Raw genomic sequence first — 15466 nt, forward strand, 5'->3', positions numbered from 1 at the left:
GCGAACTCACGTTATTTGTCCTCCTGCTCCATCCTCACCTCCTATTGCTTGCATGAATACCCCTAGACTCTCAACCGCCGCCGTGCTGGCGCTGGGCTTGCTCGCGAGTGCCTGTTCTAAAGAATCGGAAGAAGTAGCACCCGTCGTTCCCGAAGTGCCGCTGCCCGAGCACATCACGCTGGGCAACCCCAGCGGGGCCGTCACCGACGTCAATCAGCCCACCAACTACCTGCTGCTGAAAACTCAGTACGCCCTGTCCTACCACCGCGACCGGGGTATTCCCAATTGGGTAAGCTGGCACCTGAGCCCCGAGTGGCTAGGTACCGCTCCCCGGCAAGATGATTTCCGCCCCGACGCGACCCTACCCGCTGGCTGGTACCAGGTGCAAACCAGCAGCTACTCCGGCTCGGGATTCGACCGGGGCCATAACTGCCCTTCGGCCGACCGGACCAAAACGGTAGCTGATAACTCGGCCACGTTTCTGATGACCAACATGATTCCGCAGGCGCCCCGGAACAACCAGCAGACCTGGAACAATCTGGAGGGCTACTGCCGCACGCTGGTTGATCAGGGCAACGAGCTGTATATCCTTATGGGTAATTACGGAAAAGGTGGCACGGGTTCCATTAACTACAGGGAAACCCTCGACAATGGCCGGGTGACAGTCCCCAGCGTATCTGGAAGGTAATTGTAGTGCTGCCCCAGGGCAACGACGACGTGAGCCGCGTAAGTAGCAGCACCCGGGTCATTGCGGTTGACACCCCGAATGAAAACACGGTAAGCACCACTTGGGGCACTTACCGCACCACAGTAGACGCCATCGAAAAGGCCACCGGCTACGATATTATGTCGCGGGTACCGACGGCTGTTCAGGCTACGCTAGAGGCCAAGGTTGATGCCGGACCAACTCAATAGAACTACGCTTGTCCATATTCATTTGGGTATACCCTTTTGTTTAATCTCATAAAAAAGAGTTGGGTACTACCTGGCTCTTTTTTTATGCTCGGTTAATAAGAAGGCATTAACTGACGGCTGGTAGGGTAAAAAGAAACGTGCTGCCCATGCCTAGTTCACTCTCGACCCACAGACGCCCACCCTGGGAGGTAATAAACTCCCGGCTGATACTCAGGCCTAGCCCCGAGCCGCCGCGGTAGCCGGTTTTATCGGGAATCTGGGCGAAGCGCTGAAATATACGCTCGTGGTTAGCGGCTGCGATGCCGGGACCATGGTCCTGCACGCTGACCTGCACCAGGCTACCGGCCGGGGCAGCCCGCACTATCAGGGAGGCTCCGGGTGGGGAGTAGCGGGTGGCGTTGGCCAGCAGGTTGATGAGCACCCAGGTGGTTTTTTCCACGTCGGCACGCACAGCGGGCAGGTCTTCGGGCAGTCGTACATCCAGGCGGAGCTGCTTGTCGGTGAGTTGGGCCTGCACGGTGGCCGTGGCGTAGCCCACCACGTCGGCGAGGCTGGTGGGGCGCAGGTCAAGCTCAACTCCGGCGCCAGCGTCGAGGCGGGACACGTCGAGCAGCTCGGTCACCATGCGCTGCAAACGCTGGGTTTCCTGGCGCACGTCGCCGGTAATGCGCAGGCGCTCCTCGGCCGGCAGCCGCTCGTCGAGCAATAGGCGCAGGTTGATGTTCATACTGGAAAGCGGAGTTTTGAGCTCGTGCGAGACGGTAGCCAGGAAGTTGGACTTGACCTGATCCAGCCTCTTAAAATCTGAGACGTTGCGCAGGGTCAGGATCTGGCCCACAAACTCGGTCTTCTCGGTGGCCTCGTTGAACGACACCAAATCCTGCACCGCCAGGCGGTAAAAGGCTTCCTCCCCGCGCTGACTGATGTGCAACAGTGGGGCTTCGGCCACGGCGGCCGCGCGGTTGGGCGCGTCGAGCGGGCTGAGCATGGTTTGGAGCAAGTCATTGTGCAGGCGCAGCACCGGCGCGGGCTGCCCCACTACTTGCTCCGGGGGCAGCCCCAGCAGCTCGCACATCACGGGGTTGGCCAGTAGAATACGGCGGTGCTCGTCGAGCAGCAGCAGGCCCTCGTCCAGGGTGTTGACGATGCTGGCCGCCCGGTTACGCTCGGTGATTAGCTCGGCGGCCGTGGAAGTGCGGTACTCGCGCAACTGGCTCAGCATGCGGTTGAAGGCCCGGGCCACCTGCCCAAATTCGTCGGTGCTTTCCTGGGGATGCTGGCCGAAAAGTCGCGCTCGGTGGCGTGGTTCAAAGCAGCCGTGAGGCGGCGCAGGGGCTGCACGGCGGCTTCGGGCACGCTGCCCACCAAGCCCAGGGCCAGCAGCGTAGCCAGGGTCAGGAAGACGAGCAGGTTGCGGTTGGCCTCGTCGGCGCGGCGGTTGGCCTGGGCGGTTTTGCGGGTCAGGGCGGCGGTGTTGACTTCCACCATCTGGTAGGTCAGACGGCGCAGCTCGGCCACGGCCGGTGGAGCGGCTACCAAGGCCGCGGGAGCCGGCGCGGCGCTTTGCAGCTGCTGAAGCACCCGCAGGCGCTGCCCTAGCTCCTCAACTACCTCCTGCTCCCCGGCCTCGGTAATGTTGCCGGCTTCTTTGCTTAACGCGGCGGCAAAGCGGGCCGTGGCTACCGTATCGGTCAGGGGCTGGCGGGCCAGTTCATCCAGACTGCGCAGCATCTGCTGGCCCAGGGTGACCGAGTAGAGGTTGGCCGTGAGTACGTCCCGGGAGTTACGGTCGAGCTGCCGCAGGGAGTAGTAGCCGTAGCCGCCGATGCTGAGCAGCAGCAGCAGCATGGCCAGAAATCCCAGGTTGATTTTGGTTTTTAAATTCATTCGCGAAGCGCCGGAAGGCGGAAGGTGTGCTGACTCGACAAAAGGAATGGGCCCGGAACGTCATTCCGAGCCCCGCGAGGAATCTCGCGTGCAATGGTACTCAATGGCTCTGGCAAAGAAGCGACGGAGATGCTTGAGCCGACTTGCGCCTTAGTGAAGCAGAAGGTTCTTTCCTCAACAACGTCAGCACGCGAGATTCCTCGCGGGGCTCGGAATGACGTTCTGGATCTAGCAGAGTCAATTTAGGTACTGCTGACGATGCTTGACACGACGGTGTGTTTTGGCTCTTTAAACCGTAGGCTAATACGTGACCAGATATACGTCCAAGTCCTGACCAGCGCGGGCTACGGCGCGCAGCAGATCCTGAGTTACGCCGCGGCGGCTGAGTTGCTCCCACAGGCTTTTTTTCCGGGTGATGCCACAGACCAGCAGCGTGGCGTTTTTCTCGGCCGCCACTTGCCGGATGGCGCCCACGATGTCGTCGGACTTGACGCGCAGAATCTGGGCGCCCAGCTCGGTAGCCAGCTGCAGGTTGCCCAGCAGGCGGCGCTGGGTGACCAGGTTGATCCGGTCGGCGGCTTCCGAAGTGGTTTGCACGTAGAGCACGTACCAGGCGGCGGCCGAAAACTGGTCGGCCAGGCGGGAGGTTTTGCGGATGATTTCCTTGGCGGCTTGGTCGTTGGCGTTGATGCAGGCCAGCAGCCGGTCGTCGTTGCGGCGCTGGGGGCCACGGCCAGCGTACCGCCGGCGTCGGTTTCTACTTGCCGACTCAGCAACTGGGCCACTTCGCGCACGGCCAGGCGGCGCAGCTGAAGCAGGTTTTCGGCCTGAAAGAAGTTGAGCAGCGCCGTGGGCACCTTGGCCGGGTCGTAGATCTTGCCTTCCTGCAGGCGGGTGCGCAGCTCCCCCACCGTCAAATCCACGTTCACCACCTCGTCGGCCTGCTTGAGGAGCTGGTCCGGAATCCGCTCCGTGACGTCGGTGCCGGTAATTTTGAGGACCTGGTCGTGCAGGCTTTCCAGGTGCTGGACGTTGACGGCCGTAATGACCGAAATGCCCTGGGCCACCAAAAACTCCACGTCCTGCCAGCGCTTATCATGGCGGGAGCCGGGCACGTTGGAATGGGCCAGCTCATCCACGACTACCACCTGGGGGCGGCGTTGCACAATGCCGTCCAGGTCCATTTCCTCCAGGGCCCGCCCCTTGTAAAAGAGCTGCTTACGGGGCAGCAGCGGCAGGCTCGGCAGTTGAGCCACAGTGCCGGCCCGGCCGTGGGTTTCGATGTAGCCCAGGAGCACATCCACGCCGTGCTGGTGCAAGTCGAGGGCTTCCTGGAGCATGCGGTAGGTTTTGCCCACGCCGGCGGCCAGGCCCAGGTACACCTTGAGCGTACCGCGCCGCTTGCCCTGCACCAGGCGCAGAAACCGCTCGGCCGACTGGTCGCGCCGGGCTTGCTCGGAGGATGAACGCATGGCGGAAGCAGGAAAAACGGGTTAAAACGACAGCGCCACGCTGGTCGTCAGGTTGCCGTAGCCGTCGGCCGTCTGGGCGTCGCGCTGCTGAAAAATGGCGTCTTTGGCCTGCAGGTAGCGGCCTTCCACCCGAAACAGCACGTTGGCGGCCGGGGCGTAATCCAGGTTCAAAGAGCCACCGGCCGCCCGGAAATCCGCGTCGGTGCGGGCCGGCTGTAGGCTGCTGATAACGACCCCGCGCTGGGCGTAGTAATACTCGCCGCGCAACGTACCGGAAAGCTTGTCGGACAGCTTGAGCTTCACAAAAGCGGCGGCTGTGTGCCAGGTGTCGTAGCCGCTACGGCCGGCGCTTTGCTGCTTGCCCACGTCGAATACCGCCGCCAGGGAAAACCGCTCGGTGGCCGCGTAGGTGACGTAGAAGTCGTGGAAGTAGCGCCGGCGGAGCGAATCCTGGGGCTGCTCGTTGCCCAGGAAGGTGCTGGAGTTGATGAGGATTTTATCCGTTGGCTTCCACTGAATCTGGGTGCCCAGGGCCTTGCCCTGGTTGGTTTCGCGGATGTTCTGCCAGCCGTTGAGCACCAGGCCGGTCAGGGTGAGTTGGGGGGCAACTTCGTAAATAAAGCGGGCCCCGGCTTCGTAGTAGGGCGAGTTTTCGGCCATCAAGGAGCGGGTCAGGGTCCAGTTGTCCTCACTGATAGCCGACTCAAAGCCGATGTGGGAGCCGAAGATGCCCACATCCAGCCAGGCTTTCTGGAACGGCCGGAAACCGGCGTAAGCCTCGTAGATGTGCCGGAACACGGGGTCCTCAGCCGCGTAATTGGCCGCCACGTAGCTGCCCGCGTGTAAGCCCACGGCCCCGCGCACCCGCCCGTCGTCGTAGCGCAGGCCCACCAGACCCTGGTTCACGGTAAAGTCGTTTTGGCGGTTGTGCGAGTACAGAAAGCCCGGGCGGGCATTGGTGGCCGGGTGCTTAAAGTCAAAGCCGTAATAGCCATCTACAAAGCCGTAAAAGGTCAGCGGATTGGCGGTAGCCGTTGATTTGGCAGCCACCGTATCGGCCGCCGAGGGAGCCTGGGCCAGCGCGGCGCCGGTAGCGGTGAGCAGCAGGCCCAAGGACAGAAAGTGTTTCATTATAGAGTCGCCCATGGGGCAAAGGGAGTGGTGCAGGTTGCCAAGAATTCGGCCCCGCCCGGGTGAATGAAAAAGGGGAAAGAAGGAATGAGCTGCCCGTTAGCGTTGCGGCAGCGGGGCCAGCTCGTCCAGGGCCAGGTTCAAGGCTAGCAGATTGACTTTGGCCGGTCCGAAAAAGGCGAAGATGGGCTCCTCCACGTGGGCCGCTACCAGCGCCCGGACGCGCTCCGTGGGCAAGCGGCGCAGCCGGGCCACCCGCTCGGCCTGGGCGTAAGCGCCCTCGGGCGAGAGGTGGGGGTCGAGGCCCGAGCCGCTGGCCGTCACCAGCTCGGCGGGCACGTCTCCCCGTTTCACCGTCGGGTTCTGGGTCAAAAACGCTTCCACCCGGGTGTGGACTTCGGCCAGGTACTCGGGGTTCGACGGGCCCTTGTTGGAACCGGCCGAGCCGCTGGCGTTGTAGTCCACGGCCGAGGGGCGGCTGGTGAAGTACTCGGGCCGGTCAAACTTCTGGCCCACGTTGGTAAAGCCCACGACCCGGCCTTGGTGGGTAATTTGCACGCCTTCGCCGCGGCCGGGTGCCACCTGGGCGGCGGCCCACACCAGGACCGGATACAAGCCGCAGCACAGCACCAGCATCACCAGCGTGAGGCGCAAAGCGGGAATGAGTTGATTTTTCATGGTTGGTTTCTATTAGAAATCGTTGGTCATGCAGAGGCGCAGTCGAAGCATCTCGCGTGCTGACGTTGGCATTCGGTTAGAAGGAAAGGGCCGTTATGCTGAGCAGAATCGAAGCAGCTCTACCGCATTGCTAAGTCTGATTAGCATTGCACGCGAGATGTCTCGCGGAGCTCGACATGACGTTCTTTTTGGCTGCAACGAAGCGGTAGAGGTGCTTCAACTCTGCGCTGCTTCGCGGACGTCCGATCAGGTAGGACGTTCGGATTGGAGCGTTCGGCTTACAGGAAAAGGCCGACTAGCAGATCAATGACCTTGATGCCCACGAAGGGCACCAGCACCCCGCCCAGGCCGTAGATGAGCAGGTTGCGGCGCAGCAGCGCCGAGGCGCCCACGGGCTGGTAGGCCACGCCCTTCAGGGCCAGCGGCACTAGGGCCGGGATGATGAGGGCGTTGAAAATGACGGCCGAGAGAATAGCCGACTGCGGCGACTTCAGCCCCATGATGTTCAAAGCGCCCAGAGCCGGAATGCCCACCATGAACAGGGCCGGCACGATGGCGAAGTACTTGGCCACGTCATTGGCAATGCTGAAGGTGGTGAGCGTGCCCCGGGTCATGAGCAGCTGCTTGCCGATTTCGACCACCTCGATGAGCTTGGTCGGGTCGTTGTCGAGGTCCACCATGTTGCCGGCTTCCTTGGCGGCCTGGGTGCCCGAGTTCATGGCTACTCCTACGTCGGCCTGGGCCAGGGCCGGGGCGTCGTTGGTGCCGTCGCCCATCATGGCTACGAGCTTGCCTTGCTCCTGCTCGCGGCGGATGTAGTGCATCTTGTCCTCGGGCTTGGCCTCGGCAATGAAGTCGTCGACGCCGGCTTTTTCGGCAATAAACTTGGCCGTCAGCGGATTGTCGCCCGTCACCATCACCGTCTTGATGCCCATGTTGCGCAGGCGGGCAAACCGCTCCTGAATGCCGGGCTTGATGATGTCCTGCAGCTCAACCACGCCCAGCACCCGGTCGTTGTGACTGAGCACCAGCGGGGTGCCGCCATTGCTGGCTACCATTTTCACCCGCTCGGCTACTTCGGCGGGGTACGCATTGCCGGTTTTCTCGGCCAGCTGCCGGATGGCGTCGGCGGCGCCCTTGCGCAGACGGGTGCCGTCCGAGAGGGTTACGCCGCTGCTGCGGGTTTCGGCCGTGAACTTGATAAGCTCGGCGCCCTGCAAGCGGGCCTGCAGCTGCTCGGGACTTACTTTATTATCCCGGGCCAGCTCCACGATGCTCTTGCCCTCGGGGGTTTCGTCGGTGAGGGAGCTGAGCGTGGCGGCCTCAATAAACTGGGTGATGGGCACGCCGGGCGCGGGCCAGAAGTGGGTGGCTTTGCGGTTGCCGATGGTGATGGTCCCGGTTTTGTCGAGCAGGAGTACGTCGATGTCGCCGGCGGTTTCCACGGCCTTGCCGCTCTTGGTAATGATGTTGGCCCGCAGGGCGCGGTCCATGCCGGCTATGCCGATGGCCGAGAGCAGCCCGCCGATGGTGGTCGGAATCAGGCAGACGAACAGGGCAATAAAGGCGGCAATGGCAATGGGCGTTTTGGCGTAGGCCGCGAAGGGAGCCAGCGTGACGCACACAATCACGAAGACCAGGGTAAAGCCGGCCAGCAGGATGGTCAGGGCAATTTCGTTGGGCGTTTTCTGCCGCGAAGCGCCTTCCACCAGGGCTATCATTTTGTCCAGAAACGACTCGCCGGGGGCCGTGCTCACCTGCACCACGATGCGGTCTGACAAGACCTTGGTGCCACCCGTGACGCTGGATTTGTCGCCGCCAGCTTCGCGGATAACCGGGGCCGATTCGCCCGTGATGGCCGACTCGTCGATGGTAGCCAGGCCCTCGATGATTTCGCCGTCGGTGGCAATGATTTCGCCGGCCTCGACCACGAAGACGTCGCCTTTCTGGAGCTGGGCCGAGCTGACTTCCGCGAAGCTGCCTTCAGCAGTGCGGCGGCGGGCGGGCGTATCCTGGCGAGTTTTGCGCAGGGAATCGGCCTGGGCCTTGCCGCGGGCTTCGGCAATGGCCTCGGCGAAGTTGGCGAAGAGCAAGGTCAGAAACAGCACCACGAACACGGTGAAGTTGTAGCCGAAGCTGCCCTGGGCCGCGTCGGGCCGGAACAGCAGCCCCAGCGTGACAAAGAGCATCACCACCGTGCCGATTTCCACGGTAAACATGACCGGGTTTCGGAACATGATGCGAGGGTCGAGCTTGACGAAGGCCTGCTTCACGGCCTGCCCCACCAGCGCGGGTTGAAACAAAGATTGGGATTGAGAAGGCATCTTCTAGTGAGTATTAAGGAGGTTCCTTCCTTTTTTCAAGGAGGGGTAGCCGAAGGCCGGGGTGGTCTATCGGCCGCGCCGTTGGCGCAGAATTGTAAGGCTTGGTGTCGTCGTTCAGGCGTGGTCAACCACCCCGCCCTGCGGGCACCCCTCCTTATCTAAGGAGGGGAGTTGACGTTCTAGTAGAGGGCAAAATGCTCGGCCAGGGGGCCCAGGGCTAGGGCCGGGAAAAAGGCCAGGGCGGCAATAATCCAAATCACGAAGAAGACCATGATGCCAAAGGTGGCCGTATCAACGCGCAGGGTGCCGGCGCTTTCGGGGATGAACTTCTTGCGGGCCAGCAGCCCGGCAATGGCCACCGGACCGATGATGGGCAGGTAGCGGGCCAGCAGCATGACCAGGCCCGTGCTGATGTTCCACCACGGCGTATTGTCGCCCAGGCCCTCGAAGCCCGAGCCGTTGTTGGCGGCCGAGGAGGTGAATTCATAGAGCATTTCCGAGAAGCCGTGGTAGCCAGGGTTGGCCAGCCAGCCGGCGTATTCGGTCGGGTTATTGGCGTAGAGGTGGGCCGACATAGCCGTGCCGGCCAGAATCAGCAGTGGGTGGAGCAGGGCCACGAGCACGGCGATTTTCATTTCCCGGGCCTCGATTTTCTTGCCCAGCAGCTCCGGGGTGCGGCCCACCATCAGGCCCGAAATGAAGACGGCAATGATGACGAAGACGAAGAAGTTGAGAAAACCCACGCCCACGCCCCCGTAAAAGGCATTGGTCATCATGCCCAGCAGCTCGGCCATGCCCGAAAGCGGCATGTGCGAATCGTGCATGGAATTGACCGAGCCGCAGCTGATTACGGTGTTGGTGATGCCCCAGTAGGCCGAGGCCGCCGCGCCGAAACGCACTTCCTTGCCTTCCATGGCGCCCAGGCGCTGGTCGGCGCCCAGCTCTGTAATGGCGGGGTTGCCGTGCATTTCATAATACACCGTGGGGGCCAGCAGCAGCAGAAAGCCCAGGGTCATCACCCCAAACACCATGTAGGAAAGCCGGGGCCGCCGCAGGTAGTGGCCCAGGGCAAAGACCAGGGCTAGCGGAACCAGTACCAGGGCAATGTTCTCGACGGCATTGCTGAGGAAAGTCGGGTTTTCGAGCGGGTGGGCCGAGTTAGCCCCGAAGAAGCCGCCCCCGTTGGTGCCCAGCTCCTTGATGGCAATCATGGCCGCGGCCGGGCCCCGGCTCACCTGCACCGAGTCGCCCTGCACAGTCACGATACTGGCCTTGCCGGCCCAGCTCATGGGCGTGCCCTGAAACACGAGCAGCAGGGCCACGACCAGCCCGATGGGCAGCAGCACCCGGGTAATGCTCTTGACGAAGTACTGGTAAAAGTTGCCCAGCTTCTCGGTCGTGCCTTCTTTGAGGGCATTGAAGACCACCACGCAGGCGGCCATGCCGGTAGCGGCCGTCACGAACTGCAGGAAGGTAATGACGAAAAGCTGGGAGAAATACGTGGCCCCCGACTCGCCCAAGTAGTGCTGCAGGTTGCAGTTGACCAGAAAGGAAATGGCCGTGTTAAAGGCCAGATCGGGCGACATGCTGGGGTTGTGGTCGGGGTTGAGCGGCAAACTGCCCTGGGTGCAGAGAATCAGCATGGCCCAGAAAAACCAGGCCAGATTGATGGTGAGCAAAGCCACCAAATGCTGCTGCCAGCGCATACCCTTGCCGGGGTCAATGCCGCCGAGACGGTAAATCAGGCGTTCCAGCGGGGCCAGGAAGTCGCTCCAGCTCTGGTCGCCGCGGTAGATGGTGGCCAGGTAGCGGCCCAGGGCAGGGCCAGCAGCAGCGTCGCGCAGAAAATGACGAGGATGCTGAGAAGTTCGTGGTTCATTGGTTAGAATTTTTCCGGGCGCAGCAGCACGTAGCTCAGGTAGCCAAACGTGGCCAGGGACAGCAGAAACAGGGCATACATCATCTTCGGGGCTGGCTTAGATGTGGTCGAAAAAGTCCACGGACTTGTAGAAAAGCCAGAAGCCAGCCAGGCCGGCGCCCGTAAGCAAGGGAATCATCAGAGCAGTCATAAAAGCGGGTAAAAAGGTGAAGCACTTGCGGTGCGCTTCTCTCCTAGCAAGCCCGGCCCCTAAGCGCCTCTCTCCTGCTCATCTTTTATGTAAATCACTACTGGTCAGCGCCAATAATTTTTATTCCCGCTCTTTCAGCCCTCCATGAACTGGAGCCGACCCTAGCGTTTCGCTAGGGTGTTTCGCAAAACACTAGGGCCCGAAACGCCGACGACCCCGCCGGAGGGGCGGGGTCGTCGGGTACATGTTAGATTGAGGCGTCAGCTAGAGGCCGTAGTCCTGGATTTTGCGGTAGAGCGTGGTCAGGGCAATGCCGAGCACCCGGGCAGTTTCGGTTTTGTTGCCGTGCTCTTCCAGCAGCACGCGCTGAATGTGCTGCTTTTCGGCGCTGCGCAGGTTGCGCTCATCCAGTGGGGGCGCGTCGGGGCCGGCGCTGTTCAAAGCGGCCAGCTGCAGCTCCACGGGCAGGTCGTCGACGGTCAGGGGCTGGTCGGGCGGGGTCAGGATGGAGGCCCGCTCCAGCACGTTTTTGAGCTCCCGCACGTTGCCCGGCCACGGGTAGTTTTCCAGGGCCAGCAGGGCTTCGGGGGTGATTTCCAGGGGCCGGCGGCGCAGCTTGGCGGCAAAGTGCTGCAGGAAAAACCGGGTCAGCAGGGGCACGTCACCGCGGCGGGCACTGAGCGGGGGCACGGCCACTACCACCACCGACAGACGGTAGTATAAGTCGGCCCGGAAATGGCCCTGCTCGGCTTCCTGGCGCAGGTTGCGGTTGGTAGCGGCCACCACGCGCACGTTGACCCGGGTCGGCCGGGTATCCCCGATTTTGGTGAATTCCTGGGTTTCGAGCACCCGCAGCAGCTTGGCCTGTAGCATTACGTCGAGCTCCCCGATTTCGTCTAGGAACAGCGTGCCGCCCGAGGCTTCTTCCAGCAGGCCTTTCTTATCGGTTTGGGCCCCGGTAAAGGCGCCCTTCTTGTAGCCAAACAACTCACTTTCCAGCAAATCCTTGGGAAGGCCGAGCAGTTCAGGGCCACGAAGGGCTTGCTTCGGCGCGGGCTACCATAGTGAATGGCCTGGGCAAACAGCTCCTTGCCCGCGCCCGTGGGGCCTTCCAGCAGCACCGTCGCGTCGGTGAGGGCCACCTGCCGGGCCGTGCGCTTGGCTTGCTCCAGGGCCGGGGCGTTACCAATCATACTCTCGAAGCTGTACTGGGCCCCGACTTTCTTTTCCAGCTCGGCCACCCGCCGCTGCAGCCGGGCCTTGGTCACAGCCCGGTCTACCACGACAACCAATTGGTCGTCGGAATCACCCTTGGTCAGGTAGTCGAAGGCGCCCTGCTTCATGGCCTGCACCCCGTCGGCAATGGTACCGAAGGCGGTGAGCAGAATGACTTCGGCCAGCGGGGCCTTGGCCTGGTAGCGGGGCAGCAAATCGAGGCCGAAGGCGTCGGGCAGCTTCACGTCGGAGAGAACGACCAACACCTCGTCGGCGTGATGCTGCAGAGTTTCCAGGCCGCGCCGGGCGTCCTGGGCCTGCAACACGGTGTAGCCTTCCAGCTCCAGCATGCGGGCAATGGCCTGGCGCAGGGGGCCTTCGTCGTCGATGAGCAGCAGGGTGCCGTCGGTCATAGAAAAAGTTGGCTAAAGGGGAAACGAGTCGACGGCAAGGGGCTTTTGTGCCACTACCGACGGCGCGAAGGTAAGCAGCCGGGATTTGCCCGGTGTTGCGCTTGGTTTGCGGCTTAGCACCCGAAACAGCACGCAACTCCCCTGTTATATCCAGACTGCCCGGAATTTTACAGCGCGCCGTGTGGAATCAGAGCAACCTCCTGCATCAAGCCAGTATACCCCGCTTCTTATTCCATCCGCCTATGCCTCGTTTGCTACTTTTCGCGCTTTATCTACTGCTGACTATTTCTGCTCAGGCCCAGCAGCGTCTGGCCGCGGCTCGGCAGCGCAGCTACCTGACCAAGGTGTTTCGGCTGACCGACGAGCAGACCCGCCACCTCTACCAGCACGGCCTGTCGGCAGCCCGGCCCGAATTTTTCACCCAGCCCGTCGACTCTTTTCCCACCGACTCGCTGCGCCCGGCCCGCCCGTTGCCCCTGGGCTACTACCTGGTGGCTTACACCGAAGGGCCGCAGCTGGTGTACTGGCTGCGCAGCGTCAGCGACCGGGAAGTCGTGGTGGTCGACAACCAAGTGGACCTGACCCTGGTGGTGCGCGACTCCCTGGGCCGCCTCCTCGACGATGCCCGCGTGCTGCTGGCCCGCCGCCCCGTGCCCTTCGACGCGGCCACCCGCTCCTACCGCCTGGCCAAGGCCGGGCGCAGCGGGCTGGTGGCCGTCACCCAGGCCGGGCGCACCACCTTTCACGTGGTGGAAAAGCAGACAAGCTCAACCCGGGACTATTGGCAGCGGCAGCCCTTGACCCACAAAATGCTGTGGACCGCCCGCCGCCTCTCGTTTGGCTTTCCGCTGGGCTACCTTACCAAGCCCGTCTGGAACCTGGGGCGGGACCTGAAGCACGCTTCCTACGTTTCGACGGGTCTGGTGGGCCTGCTGCGCTCCACGGTTAACCCGGACGTGCGCGACGAGCGGCAAAGTTGGCGGCGGCAGCGGCAGCGCAACCGCTGGAGCAGCTACGTAGCCCTGAGCAAGCCCAAATACCGGCCCACGGCCGACACCTTGCGCCTAAAGGTGCGCCTGCTGCGCCGCCCCTCGGGCCGGCCCGGCCGGCAGCCGCTCACTCTCTGGATGGGCGGAGGCTACGGGCAACCCGAAAAGAAGCTAACCGTGCTGCAACCTGTGCGGCCCGGCTCCTACGAGTACGCCCTGCCCCTGACCGATACGCTGGGGTTGCGGGCCGATACGCGGGTGGGCTTCCGCTTGGCCGATCCCCGGGGCCGCACCCTGGCCAGTGGCCATTTCCAGCTGGAAGACTACGAGCTTAAAAGCACCCGCTACACCCTGCGCCCGGCCGAAAAAGAACACCGCCGCGGCCAGCCCCAGGCCCTGTTTCTGCGCGGCACCGACTCCAACGAGCTCAACCTGCTCGATGCCCGGGTGCAGGTCAGTGTGACGCCTCGCTCCACGCTCGGGCCCTTTCCTCAGCGCCAGCAGTTTCTGCCCGATACGCTCTGGACCCGCAGCCAGGCCCTGGATGCCACCGGCGAAACCCGCCTGAACCTGCCCACGACCACCTTTCCCGCCGCCGAATTTGACTACGCCGTGCGGGCCACAATTCTGAACTCCGACAACGAGCGGCGCACGGAAAGCCTGGTGGTGCCCTACCGCCTCGACCCGGGCAAGCTGCAAGTGGAGCTGGTCGGCGACTCGGTGCGCCTGACGTTTCAGCAGCTGGGCAAATCGGTGAAGCACGCGGGCCGGCTGCGTATTACCAACGGCCGGGAGCTGGGTCACGCCGCCCTGTTTGCGGGCCCGGTTACGCTGCCTCTCACCCTGCCCGTCGACCCGCGGGCCAAGTCCTACGAGCTGACCGACGCCGACCACCGCTCGGCTCTGCTGGGCCTGAACGAAACCAACGGCGGCCTGGCCCTGCGCTCCGACCGGACCCGCGACTCGGTGGTGCTCAGCGTCGACAACCCGCGCCGGCTGAGCTTCTGGTACTACGTGTACCGCGGCAACACTCTGGTGAAGCGCGGCTACGGGCCAGCTCTGGAGCTGCGCGCGGCAGCTCCCGGCACCGAAACTTGGGCGGTGTCATTGCACTACCTCTGGGGCGAGGAGCTGCGCACGGCCGAGTACTCCGTGCCCCTGCCGCAGCGCCAACTCGTGGTGCGCACCGAACAGCCCGAAGTGGCCTATCCGGGGCAGAAAATCCAGCTCAACTTCACCGTTACCGACGGGGGCGGCCGGCCCGTGCCCAACGCCGACCTGACGGCCTACGCCTACACCAGCAAGTTTGGCCAGTCGCGGCCCGTGGAGGAGCTGCCCAGCTTCGAGCCCCCGGTGGTGGGGCGGGTTTCCAAACGGCGGTTTGCCCTGGGCACCACGTTTGAAAACTCCCGGGCCGCCGCCGGCCGGCAACAGTTGGCCTGGCAACAGTGGCGCCACCAGTTGGGCCTCGACTCGCTGCGGTTCTACGAGTTTCTCTACCCCGCCTCGGGCGCGTTCTACGAATACCAGCCCGCCCCCGGCGGCCTGACCCAGCTGGCGCCCTTCGTGGTCGATTCGGGCCGGGTGCAGCCGCCCATTGCCGTGTACCTCGACGGCGTGCCGGTGTACGTGCACCAGGTCAACCAGCAGGACCCTTACTCCCTGGTAGCCGAGCCGGGCGGGCACACGCTCAGCATCCGGACCGCCACTCGCCTGGTGACCCTGCAGAACGTGTACCTGCGCCACCTGCACAAGCTCACGCTCAGCATCGACGTCAACCAGCCCTGCGCGGAAATGACCGTGGAAAAGCGCGGCCCGCTGCTGAGCGAGGCCGAAAAGTTGGTCCTGACCCGCTCGTTGGTCGTCATCGACAACAGCTACTACAGCTTCGGCAGCCTGCGCCAGGGCAACGTGCTGCGGCCTCTGCGGACTCCCTCCTATAGCTCCGTCGGCCACTATTCCCTCAGCGGCCCCTTCCGGCCCGACTCCGTGCTGCTGCGCCGCTCCGACGGGCTGCGGCGCCGGTTTCTGTTTGAGCCGCTCTACCGCTACGACTTCGCGCCGGGCTTGGTGAAGATGACTAGTCTGGACGCCAAGCAGGCTACTCTGTTTCATAACCTGAACAGTGCCGGCTTTTCCGCCGCGCTGCCTTTGAGCGACTTCGCCCTGACCGAAGCCGCGTTTCAGGCCCGCTACATGCCGGCGCCCACCTCCTGGACCCCGGCCCCGCGCCGCCCAACCTATAACTTTCGGACGCCGCTGCTGACGCCCGTCGGGCAGGGCCGGCTGGAAGTACGCCTGCCCCGCGCCCGGCCGATGCCGCGCCCGGCTACCGGTTTCCGGCCGTAACGTACCTGCTGCTGACCCAGCCCG

11 protein-coding genes and 2 pseudogenes are annotated in these 15466 nt (G+C 63.4%); 2 read left to right on the forward strand and 11 right to left on the reverse strand.

Features of this window, described 5'->3' with window-relative positions:
• The first annotated feature begins 52 nt into the window (after window positions 1-52).
• Window positions 53-915 (forward strand): annotated as a pseudogene (locus MUN79_RS19800) (DNA/RNA non-specific endonuclease).
• Window positions 916-1021: 106 nt separating this feature from the next.
• Here MUN79_RS19800 and MUN79_RS19805 read toward each other — a convergent pair.
• From MUN79_RS19805 to MUN79_RS31275, 11 genes and pseudogenes are all read right to left on the reverse strand, one after another.
• Window positions 1022-2158 carry a sensor histidine kinase gene (locus MUN79_RS19805; protein WP_244674318.1) on the reverse strand — a complete coding sequence of 379 codons (1137 nt, stop codon included), beginning with the start codon at window positions 2156-2158 and terminating at the stop codon, window positions 1022-1024.
• Window positions 2131-2802, reverse strand: a complete 672-nt coding sequence (locus tag MUN79_RS19810) for an MCP four helix bundle domain-containing protein (protein ID WP_244674319.1) — start codon at window positions 2800-2802, stop codon at window positions 2131-2133. The genes MUN79_RS19805 and MUN79_RS19810 overlap by 28 nt, the downstream gene beginning before the upstream one ends.
• A 368-nt stretch (window positions 2803-3170) precedes the next feature.
• Complete coding sequence (locus tag MUN79_RS19815; protein ID WP_244674320.1) at window positions 3171-4274, reverse strand: histidine kinase; 1104 nt, start codon at window positions 4272-4274, stop codon at window positions 3171-3173.
• 21 nt (window positions 4275-4295) lie between these two features.
• On the reverse strand, window positions 4296-5420 hold the full coding sequence (locus tag MUN79_RS19820; protein WP_244674321.1) for a porin: 1125 nt from the start codon (window positions 5418-5420) through the stop codon (window positions 4296-4298).
• Window positions 5421-5504: 84 nt separating this feature from the next.
• Window positions 5505-6083, reverse strand: coding sequence for a potassium-transporting ATPase subunit KdpC (kdpC, locus tag MUN79_RS19825; protein ID WP_244674322.1), 579 nt, complete (start codon window positions 6081-6083; stop codon window positions 5505-5507).
• Between the two features lie 278 nt (window positions 6084-6361).
• Window positions 6362-8407, reverse strand: coding sequence for a potassium-transporting ATPase subunit KdpB (gene kdpB, locus MUN79_RS19830; protein ID WP_244674323.1), 2046 nt, complete (start codon window positions 8405-8407; stop codon window positions 6362-6364).
• 179 nt (window positions 8408-8586) lie between these two features.
• Complete coding sequence (gene kdpA, locus MUN79_RS19835; protein WP_311136789.1) at window positions 8587-10212, reverse strand: potassium-transporting ATPase subunit KdpA; 1626 nt, start codon at window positions 10210-10212, stop codon at window positions 8587-8589.
• Window positions 10149-10286 carry a hypothetical protein gene (locus MUN79_RS31265; protein WP_311136531.1) on the reverse strand — a complete coding sequence of 46 codons (138 nt, stop codon included), beginning with the start codon at window positions 10284-10286 and terminating at the stop codon, window positions 10149-10151. Before MUN79_RS31265 ends, kdpA begins: the two co-directional genes overlap by 64 nt.
• Before the next feature lie 3 nt (window positions 10287-10289).
• Window positions 10290-10370 (reverse strand): potassium-transporting ATPase subunit F, encoded by an 81-nt coding sequence (locus tag MUN79_RS31915; protein ID WP_375378263.1) that lies wholly within the window; start codon window positions 10368-10370, stop codon window positions 10290-10292.
• 370 nt (window positions 10371-10740) lie between these two features.
• Window positions 10741-11166, reverse strand: coding sequence for an AAA-type ATPase lid domain-containing protein (locus MUN79_RS31920; protein ID WP_375378264.1), 426 nt, complete (start codon window positions 11164-11166; stop codon window positions 10741-10743).
• An 8-nt stretch (window positions 11167-11174) separates the two neighbouring features.
• Window positions 11175-12104 (reverse strand): annotated as a pseudogene (locus MUN79_RS31275) (sigma-54-dependent transcriptional regulator); the annotation flags it as partial.
• Between the two features lie 242 nt (window positions 12105-12346).
• Between MUN79_RS31275 and MUN79_RS19845 the strand changes: the two are divergent.
• Complete coding sequence (locus MUN79_RS19845) at window positions 12347-15442, forward strand: hypothetical protein (protein ID WP_244674324.1); 3096 nt, start codon at window positions 12347-12349, stop codon at window positions 15440-15442.
• The last annotated feature ends 24 nt before the right edge of the window (window positions 15443-15466 follow it).

It is taken from the genome of Hymenobacter cellulosilyticus (assembly GCF_022919215.1).
Lineage (GTDB): Bacteria > Bacteroidota > Bacteroidia > Cytophagales > Hymenobacteraceae > Hymenobacter > Hymenobacter cellulosilyticus.